The organism is Neptuniibacter sp. QD29_5 (genome assembly GCF_047778125.1).
In the GTDB taxonomy this organism is placed as follows: domain Bacteria; phylum Pseudomonadota; class Gammaproteobacteria; order Pseudomonadales; family Balneatricaceae; genus Neptuniibacter.
Genome location: NZ_CP180556.1, coordinates 2,103,175 through 2,127,093 on the forward strand (window position 1 = coordinate 2,103,175; position 23,919 = coordinate 2,127,093).

The 23,919-nt window shown below is 44.6% G+C and carries 19 protein-coding genes; 4 read left to right on the plus strand and 15 right to left on the minus strand.

Features of this window, described 5'->3' with window-relative positions; all coding sequences use genetic code 11:
• Positions 1–12 precede the first annotated feature (12 nt).
• Complete coding sequence (locus ACMXYR_RS09840) at positions 13–729, plus strand: DUF3108 domain-containing protein (RefSeq protein ID WP_415901426.1); 717 nt, start codon at positions 13–15, stop codon at positions 727–729.
• A gap of 44 nt (positions 730–773) precedes the next feature.
• Here ACMXYR_RS09840 and ACMXYR_RS09845 read toward each other — a convergent pair whose 3' ends face one another.
• The 12 genes from ACMXYR_RS09845 to sdhC form a co-directional block, all read right to left on the minus strand.
• Positions 774–1,991: an EAL domain-containing protein gene (locus tag ACMXYR_RS09845; RefSeq protein WP_415901427.1), complete on the minus strand. Its 1,218-nt coding sequence runs from the start codon at positions 1,989–1,991 to the stop codon at positions 774–776.
• A gap of 346 nt (positions 1,992–2,337) precedes the next feature.
• The gene (locus ACMXYR_RS09850; protein WP_415901428.1) at positions 2,338–4,335 is read right to left on the minus strand and encodes an EAL domain-containing protein; all 1,998 of its coding nucleotides are present in this window, start codon (positions 4,333–4,335) and stop codon (positions 2,338–2,340) included.
• Between the two features lie 157 nt (positions 4,336–4,492).
• A complete protein-coding gene (locus ACMXYR_RS09855; protein ID WP_415901429.1) occupies positions 4,493–5,131 on the minus strand; it encodes a hypothetical protein in 639 nt (212 codons plus the stop codon).
• A gap of 122 nt (positions 5,132–5,253) precedes the next feature.
• The gene (gene sucD, locus ACMXYR_RS09860) at positions 5,254–6,126 is read right to left on the minus strand and encodes a succinate--CoA ligase subunit alpha (RefSeq protein WP_415884193.1); all 873 of its coding nucleotides are present in this window, start codon (positions 6,124–6,126) and stop codon (positions 5,254–5,256) included.
• Positions 6,126–7,292 carry an ADP-forming succinate--CoA ligase subunit beta gene (gene sucC, locus ACMXYR_RS09865; protein ID WP_415884192.1) on the minus strand — a complete coding sequence of 389 codons (1,167 nt, stop codon included), beginning with the start codon at positions 7,290–7,292 and terminating at the stop codon, positions 6,126–6,128. The genes sucD and sucC overlap by 1 nt, the downstream gene beginning before the upstream one ends.
• 148 nt (positions 7,293–7,440) lie before the next feature.
• Complete coding sequence (lpdA, locus tag ACMXYR_RS09870; protein ID WP_415901430.1) at positions 7,441–8,880, minus strand: dihydrolipoyl dehydrogenase; 1,440 nt, start codon at positions 8,878–8,880, stop codon at positions 7,441–7,443.
• Positions 8,881–8,920: 40 nt separating this feature from the next.
• Entirely contained in the window at positions 8,921–10,129 is a 1,209-nt protein-coding gene (gene odhB / locus ACMXYR_RS09875) for a 2-oxoglutarate dehydrogenase complex dihydrolipoyllysine-residue succinyltransferase (RefSeq protein WP_415901431.1), read from the minus strand.
• Positions 10,130–10,187: 58 nt separating this feature from the next.
• Complete coding sequence (locus tag ACMXYR_RS09880) at positions 10,188–13,022, minus strand: 2-oxoglutarate dehydrogenase E1 component (RefSeq protein ID WP_415901432.1); 2,835 nt, start codon at positions 13,020–13,022, stop codon at positions 10,188–10,190.
• A 249-nt stretch (positions 13,023–13,271) separates the two neighbouring features.
• Positions 13,272–13,976, minus strand: a complete 705-nt coding sequence (locus tag ACMXYR_RS09885; RefSeq protein WP_415884187.1) for a succinate dehydrogenase iron-sulfur subunit — start codon at positions 13,974–13,976, stop codon at positions 13,272–13,274.
• Positions 13,977–13,988: 12 nt separating this feature from the next.
• Positions 13,989–15,761, minus strand: coding sequence for a succinate dehydrogenase flavoprotein subunit (gene sdhA / locus ACMXYR_RS09890; protein WP_415884186.1), 1,773 nt, complete (start codon positions 15,759–15,761; stop codon positions 13,989–13,991).
• 3 nt (positions 15,762–15,764) lie between these two features.
• Complete coding sequence (gene sdhD, locus ACMXYR_RS09895) at positions 15,765–16,112, minus strand: succinate dehydrogenase, hydrophobic membrane anchor protein (RefSeq protein WP_415887749.1); 348 nt, start codon at positions 16,110–16,112, stop codon at positions 15,765–15,767.
• Positions 16,106–16,483: a succinate dehydrogenase, cytochrome b556 subunit gene (gene sdhC, locus ACMXYR_RS09900; RefSeq protein WP_415884183.1), complete on the minus strand. Its 378-nt coding sequence runs from the start codon at positions 16,481–16,483 to the stop codon at positions 16,106–16,108. Before sdhC ends, sdhD begins: the two co-directional genes overlap by 7 nt.
• A gap of 437 nt (positions 16,484–16,920) precedes the next feature.
• Between sdhC and gltA the strand changes: the two genes are divergently transcribed.
• Positions 16,921–18,201: a citrate synthase gene (gene gltA / locus ACMXYR_RS09905; protein WP_415884182.1), complete on the plus strand. Its 1,281-nt coding sequence runs from the start codon at positions 16,921–16,923 to the stop codon at positions 18,199–18,201.
• A gap of 60 nt (positions 18,202–18,261) precedes the next feature.
• Here gltA and ACMXYR_RS09910 read toward each other — a convergent pair whose 3' ends face one another.
• Entirely contained in the window at positions 18,262–19,119 is an 858-nt protein-coding gene (locus ACMXYR_RS09910) for a LysR substrate-binding domain-containing protein (protein WP_415901433.1), read from the minus strand.
• A gap of 107 nt (positions 19,120–19,226) precedes the next feature.
• Between ACMXYR_RS09910 and ACMXYR_RS09915 the strand changes: the two genes are divergently transcribed.
• Entirely contained in the window at positions 19,227–19,721 is a 495-nt protein-coding gene (locus tag ACMXYR_RS09915; protein WP_415901434.1) for a tautomerase family protein, read from the plus strand.
• Between the two features lie 60 nt (positions 19,722–19,781).
• Here the strand turns inward: ACMXYR_RS09915 and ACMXYR_RS09920 are convergent, their stop codons facing one another.
• Both ACMXYR_RS09920 and rlmKL read right to left on the minus strand, forming a co-directional pair.
• Positions 19,782–20,990 (minus strand): ammonium transporter, encoded by a 1,209-nt coding sequence (locus ACMXYR_RS09920; protein WP_415901435.1) that lies wholly within the window; start codon positions 20,988–20,990, stop codon positions 19,782–19,784.
• A gap of 252 nt (positions 20,991–21,242) precedes the next feature.
• A complete protein-coding gene (gene rlmKL, locus ACMXYR_RS09925; RefSeq protein ID WP_415901436.1) occupies positions 21,243–23,384 on the minus strand; it encodes a bifunctional 23S rRNA (guanine(2069)-N(7))-methyltransferase RlmK/23S rRNA (guanine(2445)-N(2))-methyltransferase RlmL in 2,142 nt (713 codons plus the stop codon).
• Between the two features lie 309 nt (positions 23,385–23,693).
• On the opposite strand from rlmKL, the gene rmf reads away from it, so the two are divergent.
• Positions 23,694–23,900 (plus strand): ribosome modulation factor, encoded by a 207-nt coding sequence (rmf, locus tag ACMXYR_RS09930; protein WP_415884177.1) that lies wholly within the window; start codon positions 23,694–23,696, stop codon positions 23,898–23,900.
• Positions 23,901–23,919 lie beyond the last annotated feature (19 nt).

Below are 23,919 nucleotides of genomic sequence, written 5' to 3' on the forward strand. Positions count from 1 at the left end.
GAGGTAGCCAGTATGCTCAGAGCAAATAAGACGTTAATAAACTCCCTTTTCGCGTCAACACTCCTCTGGGCTACTCCTCTAGTTGCCGACACCACGAATCCCTTCACTCCTTTTACCGCAAGCTATGAAATTGACTGGGATGGCAGCATCTCGCTGAGCGGTAGCACTACTCGCAAGCTGCAAAAATCAGAATCCGGCGAATGGTTCTTTGAATCTAAAGCCTCAGCCATGTTTGCCAGTGTCTACGAATCCAGCAAATTCACTTTAGATAATGCCAACCTAAAACCACTTAACTATACCTACAAACGCAGCGTACTAGGCAAAAAGCGTAAGGCTGAAGTTCATTTCGATTGGCAAAGCCAATTGGTAACAAACAAGGTTGAAAACAAACCTTGGCAGATGCCAATCAAAGAAGGCGTTCAAGACAAAATAAGCTATCAACTACTGCTACAACAGGCCGTTGCTAAAGGGGATAAAGAGTTTAAATACTCTGTAGCTGATGGTGGAAAGTTGAAAGAATATAACTTCATTGTTGATGGCAAAGAGAGCATTAAAGCCCCCATCGGTGAGTATGAAGCTATTCGGGTTAAACGCGTGCGTAAAGAAGGCAGCGCACGACAGACCTATATCTGGTTTGCACCTGAACTCAACCATCAGATCATCAAGCTACACCAGATTGAAAAGAAAAATAAAGCCTACACGCTTCTTCTAAAAGAACTGAAAAAATAAGGGTCAAACTTACCAAGCTTAACCCTTAGATTAGACAGCAAAGGTTAACCTATTTCTGGAATCCAGCTTGCTGGCATTGCGCTAAAACCATTAAACAGATCAGTCTCCTGCCCCTCATCCAGCAAATCCGCAAGCAGGATACGGGAATCATCGATAAACAAAACAGCCGTTTGCGCTCGCTGCCCTGTATGAATATCTTGGTATGGTTCTGAGAAGACCAAACGATTTTTCGTATCAGCGGATCCTAGAAGCTCAAAGAAATAAGGCCTCCAACTCCAGTTAAACCCTCTATGTTTTTCATTAAGGATCCAGCCTTTATCACTATTTTCAAAGTTTGGAGAAATCTGATTACCTAAGCGATCACAGATATAAAAACGCATTAAATGCTCTGTCGCGACAAAGTACTGCAGATCTTCATCACTACTTGCAGCCTTTAAGACCTCTCTTAACGAGAGCAATTCTGCTTTAACCTTTTCCGCACGCCAGTGACTTCGGGACGTGGCATTAATCGCCATATCACGATAATGACTTAATAGATCCTTCACTTGTTTAGTGGTCGAATCTGGCAGCAACATCTCAGACTGCGCCTCAGAGAAAAGAAAACCCTGAACATATACTGCATTACAGCTCAGTGCCAAATAATATTCATCATCAGTTTCAACACCCTCGCATAACACCTTACTGCCGAGTTTTGAAGCAAGCTCACCCAACATTTGCACCATTGAAGCTCGGCGACTGTCAGTCGAACCACTTTTCAGCAAAGTCATATCGAGCTTAATGATATCCGGCTTTAACAAGGCAATTCGATCTAACTGCGAAAAGCCCGTACCGAAATCATCGATAGCAATACAGAACCCCTCCTCACGATATCGCTCAACTAACCTTTGAATTACATCCAAGTCACCATCAAGCTCAGTAATCTCTATAACAACTTTTGATGGATCAACAGCGAGCTGCTTAATCATTTCCAAGGTAGGAATGCTATCCAGGGACTCAAGGTATTGCAGCCACTCTGGGGATATATTGATACTAATAAAAGTATCTTCAGGCAGTGATTGGATCTGCTGAAGCGCCTGAAGTCTCACATCTCGATCAAGCTCAATCCGCTCTTTAACAGAGAGGTCCTTATCTGAAAAAATTCTACCCGCAGAAACCGTATTGCCGTTCTCATCTTTCATCCTTGCCAGTGCTTCGTACCCAGCTATGCGACCAGTTGCGGTTTCAACGATAGGTTGGAAGTAAGGAAAAAGCTTAAGACTCATAATGGACTACTCTGATAAATTTTTGACATTTAAAGGTATAGATGCAAACAACACCCAACACATGCTTCACAATCAAACCGGACTACAAAAAATAACATATCCTGTAAGGCAGAAGACTTATACTACAGCCAAGAGTATTTTTTTCATCTCCAATTCTATCGATCGCACCAAACAAGTGCCAAATCAAATTAACGCCGCACAAAAAGAGTACTCAACGCACTATAAATAGAATGATGAAGATAAAAGAATGCAACACTCCCTTGGCTTTACAGCTTTTACAGCGACAAACACAACAGGTCTGCCACCCTTAGCTTAGAACAGCAATAAATAGACCAAAACAACAAACTTAGAGAGAGTCTAAAGGAGTTGGTTCACCCAACAGAAAGCCCTGTAGAAAATCGACACCGATTTCACGTGCACATTGCTCTACTTCATAGTTATGTACAAACTCTGCAACCGTCTTAACGTTCAAGCGTCTCGCAAAGTCAACAACCGTTTCAGCTACAATGCGCGCATTGTCATCCTTATCGATATAACGAATTAAAGAACCATCGATCTTTATATAATCAATATCAAGCTTTAGAAGATACTCAAAGTTGGAATAGCCCGTACCAAAATCATCAATAGCCAAACTACATCCCATCGCTTTAACTTGATCAAAGAACTGGATAATTAATTCCGAATCTTCGATTCCTTCACTTTCAACCAATTCGAAAACTAGCCGATCCCCTACCCCGTAGCGCTTAATCGTTCTAATAATGTAATTGGAGGTATTCGGATTTAAGATATCCGAGGCTGTGATATTAATAGAAAAACTATCGCTTCTTTTTGCAAAAAACTCACAGGCTTTGGAAAATACAATGCGGGTTAGATCACCATAAAGCCGACCATGCTTAGCTGCTTGCAAGAATAGATAGGGCGAAATGTAATTCTCACCCTCTCTTAGCCTCATTAAACACTCATAACGATTAATATCAGACGAATTAACATCCAAAATTGGTTGAGCAAAAACTTCTATTCGATCTTCATGAATAGCTTCACGAATTCTTTTAAGCCAAGTAATATTGTTATCAATTTGACGCTTGAGAGGCGAATAGATGTCATATATTTGAACTGATAAATGCTGTTCTTTAGCGCTATGAAGGGCAATATCTGCATGCAGAAGTAGATCTTTTGTACAGCCACTAGAAGCCCCGATAGTCACAGCTAAAGCAAACTCGATGCCTATCACGGTAATAACCTTTTCCGCTACACGCGCGACAATAGAGTCACACAACGCATCAAAACCGATATCTCGTAAATGACTTTTGCAGAAGAGTGCAAACTCATCACCTGACAAACGATAGAGATCTAAATCATGGAGCTCAGCAACTTGAGAAAGTAATATTGCCATATCACGCAGTAGTTGATCACCAACAGCGAAGCCATAATATTCATTAACCAACTTAAAGTCGTTGATGTTCAGTATGGCCAATGAACCTGACTCAACTGAAGTCAAATCCTCCAACAAACTCTGCCTATTTGGCAAACCGGTAAGCTGGTCAGTAATCTGCCTTCTAATGCGTTTCTCTTTCTCGATGAGAGATGTCACATCAAAACGAACTGATATGAATTCAATGATATTACCGTTTGAATCCATAATTGGAGAGATTGCCGTATTTACATAATAATCTTGCCCATTCTTTGCTCTGTTTCTCAGCGTGCCTTTCCAGGTTTCACCTGAAAGAATAGTATTCCATAGGTCTTTAAAAATATGAGTCTGGGTTTGGGGGTGCCGAACAATGGCGTGAGTTGAACCTACTAGCTCTTCAGAGCTATAACCTGAAACCTTACAGAAATGATCATTCACATAAGTGATAACGCCATTTGGGTCTGTCTTAGAGACAATAGCACTACAATCAACAACTCCTTTATATTCTTCGAGTAACTGCTGCTTCGCACTCAAGGCTTGCTGTAAGCCAGCCTCATGTTTTTTTTGCAATGTAATATCGGTGATATACCCCTCTATAGCAAAAAGACTACCGTCTTCAGTTACACCATGCCCCTGTTCCCAAACCCAAAGGACATTTCCACCCTTTTGTGTAATCTTATATTCAACACTGTAAGGCTTCCCTTCAACCAGAGCACGATCAACAACATCTCGATAACAAGAGTGACATTCAGGGTGTATAAGTTGCTTAAAGCTAATATCTCCCTCTAACCACTCATCAACAGAGTAGCCTGTTAACTCTTTACAACCTGAAGTAATCAATAACAAAGCGCGATCACCCTGAACAGAGCGTCGATAAAAGGCACCGGGCATACGCTCGGCTAAGGCATTCATTGCAATCTTAGTACTGCTCAAAGATTATCGCCCTCAAACCAATTAACCATAAAGAAAACATGGTTATTATTAAAACGCATAATACTATGATGAGTAAATAAAATTGTAGCAGCTAAATAAAAGACCGAGTTATTAAGAGCAACTAGCTTTATTGTCAGGTAAATCGAATTAAATAGATCTAACGATCAAAACGCGTATAAGAATCCAATTCACGTTCAACTGGAACTTCCCACTTTTCAAGAAGCTTACGAGCCTTGGCAAACTTTTCCTCAGCATCCACTCTAAGATGACCAAGAGAACCCGTCATTGACGCACGTACGCGAAGCATTTGGTATTTAAATAACGGCATCAATTTACGCTCGATATGAGTGCCGCAAATCTTTTCTTGTTGCAGCACTACAGCAGGATCAGAGGATTCAAACAATTGGGACTCTAGTTTTATTAAAGCCTGTACATCTTGGCAGAGTTCCAATTGCTCTTGCGCAGACGTTGCAGCTAGTACATAGGAACCTGAAATTGGGGTAAAAGCAGCAATCGATGTTGCAACTTTTCTTTCTGACCTTTTAACAGCTTTATCCACTGTTACTTTACGATGAATTAGAAATTGTCGCTGCATGTCCGCAGACTTTTTTAATAACAACTTATTTTCTTTTTTAAGATCAAAATTTTCTTTGCTATAAGTTCGCATATCCTTAATCGGACCTAAGGCTTTATATTCAGCTAACTCTGAATACATCTTATAACCAAAGAAACCAGCACCGCCAACAACTGCTAAACCAACAATTGAAGCAACACCTATCACGATAAGGTTTTTCATAAACGATCTACACTTTGAAGAATGTAATTAAACAATCACATTAAACAGATGATGTTTCAACACCTATTTGCTCAGGCAATAAAAAAGGCAGCCTAAGCTGCCTTTTTTAGAGATGTTCTAGCTTACCAGCCAGTAACTTCTTTTAGTGCATCGCCGATCTGAGCAAGAGAACGTACAGTCTTAACGCCTGCATCTTCAAGTGCTGCGAATTTCTCATCAGCAGTACCTTTACCGCCAGAAATGATCGCGCCAGCGTGACCCATACGCTTACCAGCAGGTGCAGTAACACCAGCAATGTAAGAAACAACAGGCTTAGTGACATTTGCTTTGATGTACGCAGCCGCTTCTTCTTCTGCAGTACCACCGATCTCACCGATCATTACAATCGCTTCAGTCTGTGGATCGTTCTGGAACATTTCAAGAATATCGATGAAATTAGAACCAGGAATTGGGTCACCACCGATACCTACACAAGTAGACTGACCGAAACCAGCATCTGTAGTCTGTTTAACAGCTTCATAAGTCAGAGTACCAGAACGGGAAACGATACCTACTTTACCTGGTAGATGAATGTGACCTGGCATAATACCAATCTTACATTCACCTGGGGTGATAACACCTGGGCAGTTAGGGCCGATTAGGCGTACACCTAGCTCGTCACACTTAACTTTACACTCAAGCATATCCATAACTGGAATGTGCTCAGTGATACAAACGATTAGCTTAACGCCACCGTTTGCAGCTTCTAGGATAGAATCTTTACAGAATGGAGCAGGAACGTAGATAACAGATGCATCTGCGCCAGTTGCTTCAACAGCTTCTGCAACAGTATTGAATACAGGTAGGCCTAGGTGAGTTGTACCACCTTTACCTGGAGTTACACCGCCAACCATCTGCGTACCGTACGCGATAGCTTGCTCAGAGTGGAAGGTACCTTGACCACCAGTGAAACCTTGGCAGATTACTTTGGTGTCTTTATTAATCAAAACGGACATTATTTACCCTCCGCTGCGTTTACTGCTTGCTGAGCTGCATCAGTCAAGCTAGTAGCTGCGATGATGTCTAGACCAGATTCAGCAAGAAGCTTAGAACCTAGATCAGCATTGTTACCTTCCAGACGTACAACGACTGGTACGTTTACACCTACTTCTTTAACCGCGCCGATGATACCTTCAGCAATTAGGTCACAACGTACGATACCGCCGAAGATGTTAACCAATACAGTCTTAACTTTTTCGTCAGCTAGGATCAGTTTGAACGCTTCAGTAACACGCTCTTTAGTCGCACCACCACCAACGTCAAGGAAGTTAGCTGGGAAACCACCGTGTAGAGCAACGATGTCCATAGTACCCATCGCAAGGCCTGCACCGTTAACCATGCAGCCGATAGTACCGTCTAGAGCAACGTAGTTTAGATCCCACTCAGCAGCGTGTGCTTCACGCTCATCTTCCTGAGATGGATCGTGCATAGCTTGAAGATCTTTGTGACGGTAAACAGCGTTGCCATCGATCGCTACTTTAGCGTCTAGGCAGTGCAAGTTACCTTCATCAGTAATAACTAGAGGGTTAATCTCTAGAAGAGCCAGATCTTTTTCTTGGAACATCTGAGCCAGACCCAAGAAGATTTTAACGAACTGCTTAATCTGGTCGCCTTCTAGGCCCAGTTTGAACGCAAGATCGCGACCCTGGTAAGGCTGAGCACCCGTTAGCGGATCAACTTCAGCTTTAAGAATCTTTTCTGGAGTTTCTTCTGCAACTGTCTCGATTTCAACACCACCTTCAGTAGATGCCATGAAAACGATACGGCGAGTAGAACGGTCTACAACAGCACCAAGATATAGCTCGTTTGCAATATCTGTGCAGTCTTCAACCAAAATTTTAGAAACAGGCTGACCATTTTCGTCAGTCTGGAATGTAACTAGGTTTTTGCCCAGCCAGTTAGCTGCGAACTCTTGCGCTTCTGCAGGAGAGTCAACCAACTTAACACCGCCAGCCTTACCACGGCCGCCAGCGTGCACCTGAGTTTTAACAACCCACTTATCACCACCAATTTTTTCAGCAGCTTCAGCCGCTGCTTCTGGAGTATCTACTGCGTATCCTTTGGATACCGGCAGACCATATTCGGCAAACAGCTGTTTACCCTGGTACTCATGAAGATTCATGCTCTAACCCGTTGTGTTATCACTATATGATTTTTTCTGTATCAGGGATCTAAATACGCCCCTGTAACAGCCCTGTTGGTTCTAGCAACAAGTTTTATATACGGCTTACTCCTTGTAAGAGTAAGCCGGATCTCTCTGTGCTAATTGCTTAGCGTTTTTTGCGATTCGCCATATGAATCGCGTGTCCATCAACTGCTAGTGCTGCTTCATGTACAGCCTCACTTACAGTCGGATGGGCAAATACTGTCATCTGAAGGTCTTCTGCACTTGAGCAGAATTCCATAGCGATAGCAGCTTGACCGATAAGCTCGGAAGCAATACCACCAACCATGTGAACACCCAGAATACGATCAGTTTCTTCGCAAGCGATCATCTTAACGAAACCTTCGGTATCGTTAGCAGCCATAGCACGACCGGAAGCAGCAAATGGGAATTTACCCACTTTAACTTTAACGCCTTCAGCCTTAAGCTCTTGCTCAGTTTTACCAACCCAAGCTAGTTCAGGATGCGTGTAGATGATGTTTGGAATAACGTCATAGTTAAGCTGTGCGTGGTGACCTGCAATAATGTCAGCAACCATGATGCCTTCTTCAGAAGCCTTATGCGCAAGCATTGGGCCACGAACGGAATCACCAATCGCATATACACCTGGAACACCAGTCTGACATTTCTCGTCAACAAAGATGAAGCCACGCTCATCTAGAGAAACACCAGAATCATCAGCAAGTAGACCTTGTGTCTGTGGCTTACGGCCTACAGCAACGATCAACTTATCAACAACCATTTCCTGCTCACCGTTGGCATCAGTGTACTTAACTTTCACTTCTTTGCCGTCGATGATTTCAGTGCCTGTGCAACGAGCACCAAGCTTGATGTCTAGCTTCTGTTTCTTGAACAGTTTTGCAGCTTCTTTAGCTACATCTTTATCTGCTAGCGCGAGGAAATCGTCCATTGCCTCAAGTACAGTAACTTCTGTACCTAAACGCGCCCAAACTGAGCCCATTTCCAAACCGATAACACCGGCACCGATAACACCCAAACGTTTAGGCGTTTCATCGATATCTAGTGCGCCCGCATTATCAAGGATCAAACCTTCTGTAAGCGGTGCAGGTGGGATTTCAACCGGTACAGAACCAGACGCTAGAATCACGTTCTCAGCATCGTAAGTAGTAGAAGAACCGTCAGCTGCAGTCACTTCAACTTTCTTACCGCCGTGCAATTTGCCCATACCCTGAAGCAAAGTTACACCGTTTGCTTTAAACAGACCCGCAATACCGCCAGTTAGGTTGCCTACGATCTTGTCTTTACGAGCAACCATCGCTTTAACATCCATAGTGACATCGCCACCCGTTTGGATGCCGTGCACGTCAGCATGCTGAGCATTGTGGAACTGGTGTGTAGATTCCAGTAGAGCTTTTGAAGGAATACAACCTACATTTAGGCATGTACCACCTAGAACTGCTGCTCCTTTATCATCAATCCATTTTTCAACACACGCAGTTTTCAGACCAAGCTGTGCTGCACGGATCGCAGCTACATAACCGCCAGGACCCGCACCTACAACAATAACGTCAAATTTATCAGACATGTTTTATCCTATCTTCACTCTGTTCTTATCAGGACTAACCTTAAACCTCTAGTAGCATACGTGCAGGATCTTCTAGAAGGTCCTTAATTGTCACTAGGAATTGTACAGCTTCCTTACCATCAATCATACGGTGATCGTATGACAGAGCGAGGTACATCATTGGCAGGATCTCAACTTGGCCGTTTACAGCCATTGGACGTTCCTGAATTTTATGCATACCCAGGATAGCAGTTTGTGGTGGGTTCAAGATTGGAGTAGACATCAAAGAACCGAATACACCACCGTTAGTGATTGTGAATGTACCGCCCTGCATGTCGTCCATACCAAGCTTGCCTTCACGACCACGCTTACCGAAATCAGCGATAGTAGACTCAACGTCCGCTAGGCTCATAACGTCAGTATCGCGTAGCACTGGTACCATCAAACCACGGTCAGTAGAAACAGCTACACCGATATCTTGGTAGCCATGGTAAACCATGTCATTACCGTCGATAGACGCGTTAACTGCTGGGAATTTCTTCAGTGCTTCAGTTGCAGCTTTAACGAAGAAAGACATGAAACCAAGACGAGTACCGTTGTGAGTTTTCTCGAACAGGTCTTTGTACTGCTTACGCAGTTCCATAACCGGCTTCATGTTTACTTCATTGTAAGTAGTAAGCATTGCTGCATTTTGCTGAGCTTCAACTAGACGCTTAGCAATTGTTGCACGTAGACGAGTCATTGGAACTCGTTTCTCTACACGCTCACCTGCTGGTACGTTAACTGGCGCAGCAGCTTGTGCTGGAGCAGCTGCCGCAGGAGCAGGTGCTGCTGCAGGCGCTTGCGCACCATTTTTGATGAAGTTCTGAACGTCTTCTTTAGTGATACCGCCATTTTTGCCAGTACCAGTGATTTGAGATGCATCTAGGCCGTTTTCGTCGATCAGCTTACGTGCAGCAGGGCCAACTTTGTCAGCATCACCTGCAGGTGCCGCAGCTTCTTCGGCAGCAGCCGGTGCAGCAGAACCTGCAGCACCCGCTTCAAACTTAGCGATCACTTCATCACTTAGGACTGTGTCGCCTTCGCCTTTTAGTACTTCAGCAATAACACCATCTTCTGGCGCTACAACTTCTAGTACAACTTTATCAGTTTCGATATCAACAATAAGCTCGTCTGCTGAGCATGCTTCACCTGGCTGTTTGTGCCAAGTTGCGATTGTGCCGTCTGCTACAGATTCTGGGAACGTCGGCGCTTTGATTTCGATGGACATGTTTTTTCCTTTATCGTTATCACCGTCAGGCGATTAATAATTGTGGTTAATCGCCTGATCAACCGTTAAGTGCATCATTAACTAGTTTTTCCTGCTGCTCAGCGTGTACAGAAATGTACCCTACTGCTGGAGCCGCAGATGCTGGACGGGCTACCCCTTCCAAATGTAACTTGCTGTCATGTTTGTGTAGAACGTGACGCATATGGTGCTGCATTGAGTACCATGCGCCTTGGTTCATTGGTTCTTCTTGACACCAAACTACAGATTCTAAGTTTGTATACTCAGAGATTGCTTCTGCCAATTGTGCTTCTGGGAATGGATATAGCTGCTCGATACGAACGATAGCTACATCATCTTTTTCCAATTCAGCACGGCGGTTGTATAGGTCGTAGTAAACCTTACCACCACAAAGAACAAGGCGTTTCACCTTCTTAGGCTCTAACTGATCCACTTCACCAATAACTGGCTGGAATGAACCTTCCGCTAGATCTTCAAGAGTAGAAATCGCTTGCTTGTGACGCAATAAGCTCTTCGGAGACATTACAACTAGAGGTTTACGTAGCGGGCGTACAACCTGACGACGCAACAAGTGGAAAATCTGTGCTGGCGTAGTTGGTGTAACAACCTGAATGTTGTGCTCTGCACACAACTGTAGGTAACGCTCTAGACGTGCTGAAGAGTGCTCAGGGCCCTGACCTTCAAAGCCGTGAGGCAACAGCATCGTCAGACCACATAGACGCTGCCATTTGTGCTCACCAGACGTGATGAACTGGTCAATTACTACCTGTGCACCGTTGGCGAAATCACCGAACTGAGCTTCCCAAATAACTAGGGCATTTGGCATCGTAGTCGCATAACCGTACTCAAACGCAAGTACCGCTTCTTCCGATAGGAAAGAGTCATGCAATGTTAGACGAGGCTGCTCATCAGATAGATTATCGAGTGGCAAGTAAGTTTCAGCTGTCTTCTGATCATGTAGTACCGCGTGACGGTGAGAGAACGTACCACGCCCCACATCCTGACCTGTGATACGAACTGGATGACCTTCAGCAAGAATAGTTGCATAAGCAAGAGATTCTGCCATACCCCAGTTCAACTCCATTGCACCGTGAGCCATACGCTTACGGTCATCAATGATTTTTTGAACTTGGCGCTGAACTGCGAAACCTTCAGGCGTTTCACAAATCTTATTACCCAGCTCTTGTAGCAATTTAAGATCAACTTTGGTTTCTGGGCAGTCAAAAGACCACTCATGACCTAGGTAAGGCTTCCAATCTACGAACAGCTCAGAGTTTGGTTCATGTACAAGAGACTTAACAACATGCTCACCATTCTCTAGCAGCTTACGGTACTCTTTCTCCATCGCCTTGCTTTCTTCAAGTGTAACAACACCTTCAGAAATCAACTGCTGAGCGTAAAGTTCACGCGTAGTTTTCTGCTTTTTGATCTGCGCGTACATCAACGGCTGTGTACCAGATGGCTCATCAGCTTCGTTGTGACCGCGACGACGGTAACAGAACAAGTCAATTACCACGTCTTTCTTAAATTCGTTACGGTAATCAACAGCCAGTTGTGTAACAAAACGAACTGCTTCAGGGTCATCGCCATTTACGTGGAAGATAGGCGCCTGAATCATTTTCGCAACATCGGTAGAGTACTCAGTAGAACGTGAGTCTTCTTGCTTAGATGTTGTAAAACCAACTTGGTTGTTAACTACAATATGGATTGTGCCGCCTGTTTTATATGCACGGGTCTGAGACATCTGGAATGTCTCCATTACTACACCCTGACCACAGAAAGCTTGATCACCGTGAATATTTACAGGAACAACAGAATCACCATCAGCATCTTCACGACGATCTTGGCGCGCGCGTACAGAACCTTCTACTACCGGAGCAGCAATCTCCAGGTGAGATGGGTTAAATGCCATGGCAATGTGAACTTCACCGCCTTCAGTTTCTACGTTAGATGAGAAACCTTGGTGGTACTTAACGTCACCAGATGTATCTACAACACGCTTCCCTTCAAATTCGTCAAACAAATCAGCTGGGTTTTTACCAAAGATATTAACAAGCGTATTTAGACGGCCACGGTGAGCCATGCCGATAACAACTTCTTTCGCACCCTGTTTACCAGCACGCTGAATTAGCGTGTTTAGGGATACGATCATTGACTCGCCACCTTCCAGACCGAAGCGCTTAGCACCGGCATAACGAGAGCCCAAGTATTTCTCAAGACCTTCAGCAGCTGTTAGGCGTTCAAGAATCATTTTCTTCTTGTTAACTTCAGCTTCTGGATGCGAGCGTACAGGCTCTAAACGGGACTGAATCCAACGTTTTTCTTGTGTATCAACGATGTGCATGTACTCTGCACCGACCGTTGTACAGTACGTTTTCTTCAGATCAGCAACGATATCACGCAGCGGAGCTTCTTCAGGACCGAAGAACAGAGAACCTAGCTGGAATACAGTATCGTAATCAGCTTCAGACAGCTCATGGAAACGTAGATCAAGATCCGGTACATCTTCACGCTGCATCAAACCTAATGGATCGATGTTTGCAACCTGATGACCACGTACACGGTAAGCGTTGATCATACGCAATACACGAACCTGCTTTTTCTCATGCTCGGAACTAACCGAACTTACAGCAGTTGGCGCAGCGCGTTTTTGGTTTTTAGATAGATAGAGAAAATGTTCTCTGATAGCAGAATGCGGCACATCCTGTGTCAGATTTTCGCCAACTTTAGGTAGTCGGTCGAATTCTTCTCGCCATTCCTGAGGAATCGCATTTGGATCCATCAGGTAAGTTTCGTACAGTTCTTCAACGTATGAAAGGTTGCCACCGTAAAGGTGAGCATTCTTCCACATGAGATCCATGATGCTTTCTTGCATTCTTGATCACCCTGGCTCTGGGAGCTTTCTGATTCTATCGGGATCTTCCGATAGATATCGCTCCTCTTTGAGTTACCTTCAATCCCCCGATCAAACAGCTTTAACTGTCTCGGGATTCTTATATTAAAGCTTTTGGAAGCAAGCTTTAATCATTCTTTATGCGAATATGGTAATTTTTTTACAAAAAATTGTTTTTTCTTTTTGTAACACAAAAAAAGCGGTGCCAATGGCACCGCTTTTTAAGGTAGATCAGGTTGCTTGCGCTAGCAGCATGTTGCGAATCTTGCCGATCGCCTTAGTAGGATTCAATCCTTTAGGGCAAACGTTTACGCAGTTCATGATGCCGTGGCAACGGAAGACACTGAATGGGTCATCCAAATCTGCCAGACGCTCACGAGTCGCCGTGTCACGACTGTCTGCCAAGAAGCGGTACGCTTGAAGCAGGCCAGAAGGACCGATGAACTTATCTGGGTTCCACCAGAAAGACGGACAAGAAGTCGAGCAGCATGCACAAAGAATACATTCGTACAGACCATCCAACTCAGCACGATCCTCCGGAGACTGCAGACGCTCGATCGCAGGCGGCGGAGTATCGTTGATCAAGAATGGCTTGATCTTCTCGTAAGCTTTGTAGAACTGAGTCATATCTACAACAAGGTCACGGATAACCGGTAGACCTGGTAGTGGACGCAGCACAAGCTTGTCGTCTTTAACTACAGCAGATAACGGAGTGATACATGCAAGACCGTTAAGGCCGTTCATGTTCATACCGTCTGAACCACATACACCTTCACGGCAAGAACGACGATACGCCATAGACGGATCTTTGTCCTTAAGAAGCTGAAGCAGATCCAACACCATGATGTCCTTACCACCAGGGATATCAATATGGATATCCTGCATGTAAGGAGCATCGTCAGTTTCAGGATTGTAGCGATATACACTAACCAACATGATAGAAGCTCCTTAGTAAGTACGAACTTTAGGTGGGAAGGCATCTACGGTTTTAGGTGCGAAGTTTACAGCACGCTTACCGATAGTTTTGTCTTCAGGGAAGTAAACTGAGTGGCACAACCAGTTCTCATCATCACGCTCAGTAAAGTCATTACGAGCATGCGCACCACGAGACTCTTTACGAACCTCAGCTGCGATAGCAGTTGCTTCAGCAACTTCGAACAAGTTCTCAAGCTCAAGCGCTTCGATACGCGCAGTGTTAAATGCCTGACTCTTATCTTCAAGATGCAGGTTATTGATCTTCTCACGAATGCCTTTAAGCAATTCAAGACCTGTCTGCATACTTTCGCCGTCACGGAATACACCGAAGTACAGCTGCATTGTGCTCTGTAGTTCTTTACGAACTTCAGAAACGCTTTCACCGCCAGTAGAATTGTTTAGACGGTTTAGACGCGCCATTGCAGTTTCAATGTTAGCTTCAGTTGCATCTTTAACTTCGTAACCTTCACGCATCTGCTGTTCGATCTGCATACCAGCAGCACGACCAAATACAACAAGATCAAGAAGTGAGTTACCACCTAGACGGTTAGCACCGTGTACAGATACACATGCAACTTCACCACAAGCATATAGACCGTCAACGATAGAATCGTTACCGTCTTTATCTGGTGCGATAGCCTGACCACCGATGTTAGTTGCAACACCACCCATCTGGTAGTGACAAGTTGGAACAACTGGAATCGGCTTAACAACTGGGTCAGTTGCCGCGAACGTCTTAGACAGCTCACAGATACCAGGTAGACGTGAATGAAGAACCTCTTCACCCAAGTGATCCATCTTCAAGTAAACGTGATCGCCATCTTCACCACAACCACGACCCTCTAGGATCTCAAGGATCATAGAACGTGCCACAACGTCACGACCTGCAAGGTCTTTAGCGTTTGGCGCGTAACGCTCCATGAAGCGCTCGCCGTCTTTGTTGATTAGGTAACCACCTTCACCACGACAACCTTCAGTTACAAGTACACCCGCACCTGCAATACCGGTTGGGTGGAACTGCCACATCTCCATATCCTGCGCCGGAACACCTGCACGCAGAGACATACCCATACCGTCACCAGTATTGATAAGAGCGTTGGTAGTAGAAGAGTAGATACGGCCAGCACCACCTGTTGCAAGAACAGTCGCTTTAGCCTTGATGTATACAGTCTCACCTGTTTCGATGCAGATAGCGATACAGCCAACAACTGCGCCATCGTCATTCTTAACTAGGTCTACTGCGTACCACTCATTAAGGAAGGTAGTACCTGCTTTCATGTTGCCCTGATATAGAGCGTGAAGCAGTGCATGACCAGTACGGTCTGCCGCAGCACATGTACGTGCAGCCTGACCACCTTCACCAAAATTCTTAGACTGACCACCGAAAGGACGCTGGTAGATACGGCCTGTTTCAGTCCGGGAGAACGGAAGACCCATGTGGTCTAGTTCGAATACCGCCTGAGGACCTACAGAACACATGTATTCGATAGCGTCTTGGTCACCGATGTAATCAGAACCTTTAACGGTATCGTACATGTGCCAACGCCAGTCGTCGTTTGGATCAGCACTTGCGATCGCACAAGTAATACCGCCTTGAGCGGATACTGTGTGAGATCGAGTTGGGAATACTTTTGTTACACAAGCAGTGTTTAGACCACTTTGTGCAAGCTGAAGTGCAGCACGCATGCCTGCACCACCGCCACCGACAACAATCGCGTCGAAAGTAAGCGTGCGTAGTTTAGACATCTTTTAAACACCCCACAAAATCTGAATGCCCCACACAACGTAGATAAACGTCAGGAGACCACATGCAGATTGAAACACGAAACGGATACCAGTTGGCTTAATATAGTCAGTAGAAACAGACCACATACCAATCCATACGTGTGCAGCAAAGGATAGTAGCGCTAGCATTGTAAAGATGCGCATTGCTGTTCCTTCGAACAAACCAACCCACATCTCGTAAGTTAGTTCTGCGCCAAATGCTAGATAACCAATCATAAAGATTGTGTATACAGCTAGGATTACCGCGCTTACACGCTGAATCATCCAGTCATACAGGCCACTACGGCCAAAGCTAGTAATACTAGTTACCATATCCATACTCCCGAAATGAGGATTGCTGCAACAGCTAGACCCAAGGTCACTTTCGCTGCCATTTGACCACTTTCAAGCTCTTCACAGTGGCCAAAATCCATTACCAGGTGTTTGATGCCCGCGAAGAAGTGGTATAGCAATGCTGATACGCTTCCCCACGCTATAAGCTTCGCGAAGAAGCCATTCTCAAACATATCAACAGCTTCATTGAAGCCCGCTTCTGATTCCAGAGACAAACCCAAAGCATACATTGCAAACACAGCACCAAAAAATAGCGCCACGCCTGTCACACGATGCAGGATGGATGTAATCGCCGGTAGCGGCATTTTGATAGTTTGAAGATCTAAATTTACAGGTCTTTTCTTATTCACGGCTCTTGTTCACACTTTTTACGGCCCCTTTGCAGGGCTCGGTTGCTCGGAAGTGTTGAAGATAAGTACCTCGCTCCTCAAGCATATCCATAATATATGAACTAATATAATAGGACATAAACTAGGGATAAACTTCGGGGCGAGAGTATAAGCATTTCACTTTGACAATACAACGCAAACACAGCGCTGTTCGCCTTTTGTCTAGGACTTTACGGCATATCAAAAGTCGTACAACCAAATGACTATTCAGCCTTAGTACTAATCCTGATAAAAATTCATCCGTTTTGCTGCGATGCGGTAACTAACCCATTTAGTCGGATTGACAAACTTTTTTCAGTCTCTATATTGTGTGGGTCCAATTTATCGGGCCAAGACTCTTAGATCTGACTAATAAGAAAGTCAAAACAGAACTAAAACATAATGATAGGAGCCTTTTAATGGCTGATAAGAAAGCACGTTTAACAGTCGACGGTCTGGATGAAGCTATTGAGCTTCCGGTGTATTCAGGCACTCTAGGTCCAGACGTAATTGATGTGCGCCCACTGACTGGCAAAGGCCTGTTCACGTACGATCCTGGTTTTGTTTCCACAGCTGCGTGTGACTCTAGCATCACTTTCATCGATGGCGGTAAAGGCGTGCTACTGCACGGCGGCTATGCTATCGACGAGCTAGCAGAAAAATCAGACTACATGGAAGTGTGCTACCTACTATTGAACGGCGAACTGCCAAGCGCAGAGCAAAAGGCTAAATTCGTAGAAACTGTGAAGAACCACACAATGGTTCATGAGCAACTAAACCACTTCTATAACGGCTTCCGTCGTGACGCTCACCCAATGGCGATCATGTGCGGCGTGGTTGGTGCTCTTTCTTCGTTCTACCATGACTCTCTAGACATCGATAACGAACATCACCGTGAAGTTTGCGCATACCGCCTAATCGCGAAAATGCCTACTATCGCTGCGATGTGCTTTAAGTACTCAAACGGCCAGCCGTTTATGTACCCACGTAACGATCTTAGCTATGCAGGTAACTTCCTGCAGATGATGTTCGGCACACCTTGCGAAGAGTACCAGGTTAACCCTGTACTTGAGAAAGCAATGGACCGCATCTTCGTACTTCACGCTGACCACGAACAGAACGCATCTACTTCTACGGTACGTCTTGCAGGCTCTTCTGGCGCGAACCCATTCGCATGTATCGCGTCTGGTATCGCTGCACTTTGGGGCCCAGCTCACGGCGGTGCTAACGAAGCTGTACTTAACATGCTTGAAGAGATCGGCGATGAGTCACGCATTGATGAATTCGTTGCTAAAGCAAAAGATCCAAACGACCCATTCCGCCTAATGGGCTTCGGTCACCGCGTATATCGCAACTTCGACCCACGCGCACGCGTAATGAAGAAGTCTTGTGACGAAGTATTGGCTGAACTAGGTCTGGAAAATGATCCTCTTCTTAAGATCGCGAAACGCCTTGAAACAATCGCTATCGAAGACGAGTATTTTGCTGCACGCAAACTATACCCGAACGTAGATTTCTACTCCGGCATCATCCTGAAAGCAATTGGCATCCCAACCAACATGTTTACAGTGATCTTTGCATTGTCTCGTACAATCGGCTGGATCTCTCACTGGAACGAGTTCCACAGCAGCCCTAACAAAATTGGTCGTCCACGCCAGCTTTACACTGGCCCAACTCAGCGTTCATACCCTGAGAAATAAGACGAACCAACCACAAAAAAGCCGCTTTATGCGGCTTTTTTATTATCTATATAATTCAATTTACCGAACCCCAAGCGACGCTAATCTAAACGTTTCCGCTAACTCATTCGCAACATTGATATCTCGCCTATAACGCAACGATGTATAAATCATTGGCAACTCAGGCAAACCAAGACGCTCTTCTATCAACTCAACTCCTGGCAGAATCGCACTCCTCGGCCTCACAGTAACACCCAAACCACACTTAACTGCCGCCATAAGCCCTTGATAGCTTGACGAGGTATAAACCAGACGCCATGGAATGCCTGATTGATCGAGAGATTCAATAGAAACCCGCCTAAACTGACAAGCCTTGGAATACGACGCCATAGGCAACTCCCTCCCTAACGACCAAGAGAAGCCCTCAGGGCCTATCCACGCCAATGGCTCACCCCCTAAAACCTCCCCCTTTCCAGAACCATTCAACGACAATGTAATAATAAGGTCGTAATCACCCCGCTCGTACCCTAGCTCCAACTCATCGCTATAACCTGTTTCCACAAACAGCCTTACCGCTGGATTCTTCCGAGAAAACCCAGCCAAGAGCTCTGGCAATACAGTTTCCGCAACACCTTGAGAAACACCTACCTTTATCTCCCCTAGCTCACCACTACTCGCCAAGCTCGCTATTGCATCGTCCTGCAGCGCCAGCATTTTCCTTGCGTAACCAACCAACATCTCCCCTTCATGCGTCAGCAGACGTTTACGGCCGTTAGGACGAAACAGAACAGCCCCCAATTCCAGTTCTAGTTTTTTAATCTGCTGACTTACCGTGGATTGCGTCTTGTGTAGGGACTCTGCCGCCCGAATAAAACCATCTCTCTCAACCACAGCAAGGAAAGTTCTTAACAATTCAGTGCTTATATTAGGCTGCGCCATGCCTACCTCCCTTTAATCGCATTTACTGATCAATATAAACAATATTAATCGTTATTAATAATATGAATGAGCACGTAAGCTGGATTTAAACAGACAAGGAGAGCGTTATGCCTTACATATCAATACAGGTATCCAGCGACTTGACCCAATTACAGACCAAAAACCTAGTCGAAGGTACAACAAATATCATGGCTAAAATTCTTCATAAGAAAGCAGAATTAACCGCAGTAAGTATTACAAAAATAGATAAAGAGCATTGGTTTATCGGCAATAAATTAGCCACTAATTCGGTATCCGCCTATGTGAATGCCAAAATCAGCAAAGGTACCAATACTGAACAAGAAAAGTCCGATGCACTTCACGCTTTCAACCAACTATTGGATAGCGAAATTGGCCCTCTAACACCAACTAGCTATGTAGTTTTAGATGAAGTACCAACAACGGACTGGGGCTATGACGGCTTAAGTCAGCAAGCACGAATGCTAAAAAGAACTGAATCAGGAGTAATAGATATGCAGTACTACACAGAGAAAGGGAAAAAAGAACGTTCTGATTTTATTTTTTCTAAGCTACAAAAATTCAGACAAGCGATATTTAACTAATCACTACCAACAAAAAAGCCGGGCAATGCCCGGCTTGTTCAATAGATCTAAAGCGACAGATTAGTTATCGCTAGTAGATTCAATCTTATGGATAGATAGGTCAGCACCGTTATACTCTTCCTCTTGAGTCAAACGCAGACCAGAAACTGCACGCACACCACCGTAAACAATTACACCGCCAATAACTGCCACAGCAATACCCGCTAGCGAACCGATTATTTGCGACATAAGGCTAACGCCACCTAGACCGCCAAGCGCTTCAGTACCGAAAATACCGCAAGCAATAGCACCCCAAACACCACAAACACCATGTAGCGGCCATACACCCAACACATCATCGATCTTCCATTTGTTCTGCTGAATAGTGAATAAGAAGACAAAAATTGCACCGGCAACAGCACCTACAACTAGAGAACCCATAGGGTGCATTACGTCAGAACCAGCACATACAGCAACCAAACCAGCCAAAGGACCGTTATGGATAAAGCCAGGGTCATTTTTACCAAAAATCAGCGCAGTAATAATACCGCCAACCATCGCCATTAGCGTATTAACAGCTACTAGACCAGAGATACCATCCATTGTTTGAGCGGACATTACGTTAAAGCCGAACCAACCAATACACAGAATCCAAGCACCTAATGCCAAGAAAGGAATATTAGATGGCGGGAAAGCAACAAGACGACCACCTTTATAGCGACCATTTCGAATACCCAGCATGATCACAGCAACTAGCGCCAACCAGCCACCGACACCGTGTACTACAACAGATCCTGCAAAGTCATGGAATGCAGCACCAAAATTAGCTTCTAACCAATCCTGGAAACCAAAGTTACCATTCCAGATAATGCCCTCGAAAAACGGATATACAAACGCCACAATAAGAGATGAGGCAATCAGGAACGGCCAGAACTTAGCACGCTCTGCAATACCACCCGATACGATAGCAGGAATTGCAGCCGCAAACGTCATTAAGAAGAAGAACTTAACTAGGTCATAACCGTTATTTGCAGCCAATTCAGCAGCAGGAGAGAAGAAAGTGACGCCGTAAGCAACCCAGTAACCTACAAAGAAGTAAGCCATGGCAGAAAAACCAAAATCGGTCAAAATTTTAACCAACGCATTCACTTGGTTTTTGTGGCGAACCGTACCAACTTCAAGAAAAGCAAAGCCGGCATGCATGGCAAAGACCATGATCGCCCCCATCAGAATGAATAGAGTATTAGAACTCTGAATAAGCGTCTCAACTGCGCTATTGACGTTTTCCACTAGGTGTCTCCCGTTTCTTTTTGTGCACCATATTTGAACCACCACCTAAAGCAGCGCTTCATTTTGGTGCACTATTATAGTGCATATTATTCTGTGATATTGCTGCCACTATGCCAACTAGGCTTAAAAGCCCCGAAACATAGCGCCTTAAACTGCAATTCACCAAAATAGTGCTAGTAACAAATTTTTTATGCCTTAATAGCAAGCACTATATGTGCCAAATTTATTAAAGCGCACAATTTGCGAGCACAATCACTTATGACGAATACGGAAACAACAATGAATTTTAGAATTACGCTTAAAATCCGGATCAAGAGTAGATTGTGTAATCTCCTCGATCTCGAATTCTGACAACGCGTCGTAATCCAACTTAAAGCGACGGTAGTTATTGGAGAAGTACAAGGTACCTTCTGCACGCAAACAGCGCATAGCACCTTCTATAAGGTCTACGTGGTCACGTTGAACATCAAGTACTCCCGCCATCCGCTTAGAGTTAGAAAACGTTGGGGGGTCCATAAAAATTAGATCGTATGCCGGCCCTCTTTGCATCCGCAACCACTTTAAGCAGTCCGCCTGTACTTGCTGATTTTCTTTTGTATCTAGGCCATTTAAATCTAAATTACGCTTAGCCCAGTTAAGATAGGTAGCAGACATATCAACACTGGTTGTAGATTTAGCACCACCTTTAGCTGCATGCACCGAAGCAGTGCCTGTGTAACAGAACAGGTTTAAGAAATCCTTACCAGCCGCTTCTTTCTGAATCTGATAACGAATTGCTCGGTGATCCAAAAACAAACCGGTATCAAGATAGTCGTGCAAGTTGACCAATAATCTGCAACCGTGCTCGTTAATCTCTTTAAAGCGGTGAGTTTCAGAGTGCTTTTCATACTGATTAACGCCCTGCTGTTTCTTACGCTGTTTTAAAATCACCTTTTCCGGAGATATCTCTAAGGTAACCGGTAATGCATTCATCACATCCTGTAGACGAGCAAATGTTTTTACCGGATCAATCTTCTTAGGTGCGGCATATTCTTGGACATGCACTTCGTCTTTGTAGATATCCACTGCAACAGAGTACTCAGGGATATCCGCATCGTAGAGACGGTAGCTCTCTATATTGTCGCGTTTAACCCACTTAGCCAGCTGTTTACGGTTTTTCTTTAAACGATTAGCAAACATCTGCGCCCCTTCACTCAAAGGAGCTGGCTCACCCTCTTGACCTACTTGCTTCTCCGATCTCTGCTCAGATACAGGATAGATAAACAGACGACTTTCAAGCGCACCGTTGAACAGCTTATATTGCTTATCTGCTCGCAGACCTGTGACCTTACAAAGATCTGGGTTAGAAGTAAAAATAGACGCTGTCCAACCAGCAAACTGCTCTTTCAGCTTATCGCCAAGGTGGCGATACAAGAACATTAATTGCTGAGTTTCACCTAAACGCTCACCATAAGGCGGGTTGGTAATCAGCAAACCTTTACCTTCCGGCAGGGTATTGCGATCCAAATCTTCTAGGCGGCACGTTGTAAATTCAATAAAGTCCGCCACACCTGCCCTTTCTGCATTCTGACGAGCTGCGCGCAAAACCTTGCTATCTTGATCGCTACCAATAAGGCTCGCTTCTAAGGAAAGTAAACCTTTTACTTTGCGTGCCTGAGCCTCAGCAACAAGATCTTCCCAGATATCACGCTTATGACCTGTCCAACGGGAGAATCCGAAACGCTTACGCTGCAAACCCGGCGCAATATCCGCCGCCATCAACGCTGCCTCAATTAGCAACGTGCCTGAGCCACACATCGGATCAAAAACCAAACCAAATTCAGAAGAACGCTTCGGCCAACCACTTCGAATCAAAATAGCAGCCGCCAAGTTTTCCTTCATTGGCGCTTCACCTGCTTTTAGACGATAAGCACGTCGGTGCAAACTATCACCCGACATATCTAAAGCAACGGTAATTTTTCCGCGGTGCATACGCACATTAATACGTAGATCAGGTGCAACTTTGTCGATACTCGGGCGAGCACCAGTTTTATCGCGAATTTGATCGACAATTGCATCCTTAACTTTTAATGCACCAAAATGGGTATTGTTGATACCACGAGTTTGACCACTAAAATCAATCAAAAACGTACCTTCGCTACGCATATGATCCAGCCAGTCAATTTGCTGAACAGCCTTGTAAAGATCATCAGCTGTTTCTGCTTCACCTTCATAAAGAGGCATAAGAACTCTGTTAGCTAAACGAGACCATAAACAGATACGGTAAGCATCTTCCAGCTCACCTTGGCATTGAACCCCTGCCACTGTTTGCTTGGTTTCGGTAACACCCAGTTGCTGCAACTCCTCTTCAAGAAGTAACTCAAGACCCTTAGGGCATGTCAGAAACAGTTTCATACGTATCTTTACTCAGCAAATATTTCACTTAATTAACAACAGGCATGAAAAAAATTCACTCTGCTGTTCAAAAACCAATTTTTTGACTAACTTTATGAATGCAATCGTTTTTTTGCACCCACACACTAACTATTTTTATTAAGCATTAATATCATGATAGTCATATTCAATCGCACTATGATCTATTTTCCGATATTTATAGAAGTCTGGCTGCAAAATTTAAAACTCGCAGACAGATTTTAAGCGGATACCATGTCTCAAGGAACCGCTGCTCTCAAAAAACTAAAACACGAAGAGAGGCTCAATTGTATGAAGAGACAAAAGCGTGATCGTACCAGCACACTTTTTAATCGAGGTTTTCAAGCAGGATTAAGCGGTAAGTCCCGGGATAACTGTCCCGTCAATACATCAGATCTCAGAAGCCATTGGATGAGCGGATGGCGCCAAGGACGCGAAGCTCACTGGAGCGGCATGGAAGGAGTATCAGCAATTCAATCCGATCCAGCTCTACACTAAACAGAATTTTCAGGCTCCC

Coding starts and splice junctions, on each gene's coding strand:
- lpdA (WP_415901430.1), bottom strand. CDS start 8,880: ATGTCTGATAAATTTGACGTTATTGTTGTAGGTGCGGGTCCTGGCGGT.
- ACMXYR_RS09885 (WP_415884187.1), bottom strand. CDS start 13,976: ATGTTGGTTAGTGTATATCGCTACAATCCTGAAACTGACGATGCTCCT.
- ACMXYR_RS09910 (WP_415901433.1), bottom strand. CDS start 19,119: ATGGCGCAGCCTAATATAAGCACTGAATTGTTAAGAACTTTCCTTGCT.
- ACMXYR_RS09880 (WP_415901432.1), bottom strand. CDS start 13,022: ATGCAAGAAAGCATCATGGATCTCATGTGGAAGAATGCTCACCTTTAC.
- ACMXYR_RS09915 (WP_415901434.1), top strand. CDS start 19,227: ATGCCTTACATATCAATACAGGTATCCAGCGACTTGACCCAATTACAG.
- rlmKL (WP_415901436.1), bottom strand. CDS start 23,384: ATGAAACTGTTTCTGACATGCCCTAAGGGTCTTGAGTTACTTCTTGAA.
- ACMXYR_RS09855 (WP_415901429.1), bottom strand. CDS start 5,131: ATGAAAAACCTTATCGTGATAGGTGTTGCTTCAATTGTTGGTTTAGCA.
- gltA (WP_415884182.1), top strand. CDS start 16,921: ATGGCTGATAAGAAAGCACGTTTAACAGTCGACGGTCTGGATGAAGCT.
- ACMXYR_RS09845 (WP_415901427.1), bottom strand. CDS start 1,991: ATGAGTCTTAAGCTTTTTCCTTACTTCCAACCTATCGTTGAAACCGCA.
- sdhA (WP_415884186.1), bottom strand. CDS start 15,761: ATGTCTAAACTACGCACGCTTACTTTCGACGCGATTGTTGTCGGTGGC.
- sucD (WP_415884193.1), bottom strand. CDS start 6,126: ATGTCCGTTTTGATTAATAAAGACACCAAAGTAATCTGCCAAGGTTTC.
- sucC (WP_415884192.1), bottom strand. CDS start 7,292: ATGAATCTTCATGAGTACCAGGGTAAACAGCTGTTTGCCGAATATGGT.
- odhB (WP_415901431.1), bottom strand. CDS start 10,129: ATGTCCATCGAAATCAAAGCGCCGACGTTCCCAGAATCTGTAGCAGAC.
- ACMXYR_RS09840 (WP_415901426.1), top strand. CDS start 13: ATGCTCAGAGCAAATAAGACGTTAATAAACTCCCTTTTCGCGTCAACA.
- sdhD (WP_415887749.1), bottom strand. CDS start 16,112: ATGGTAACTAGTATTACTAGCTTTGGCCGTAGTGGCCTGTATGACTGG.
- rmf (WP_415884177.1), top strand. CDS start 23,694: ATGAAGAGACAAAAGCGTGATCGTACCAGCACACTTTTTAATCGAGGT.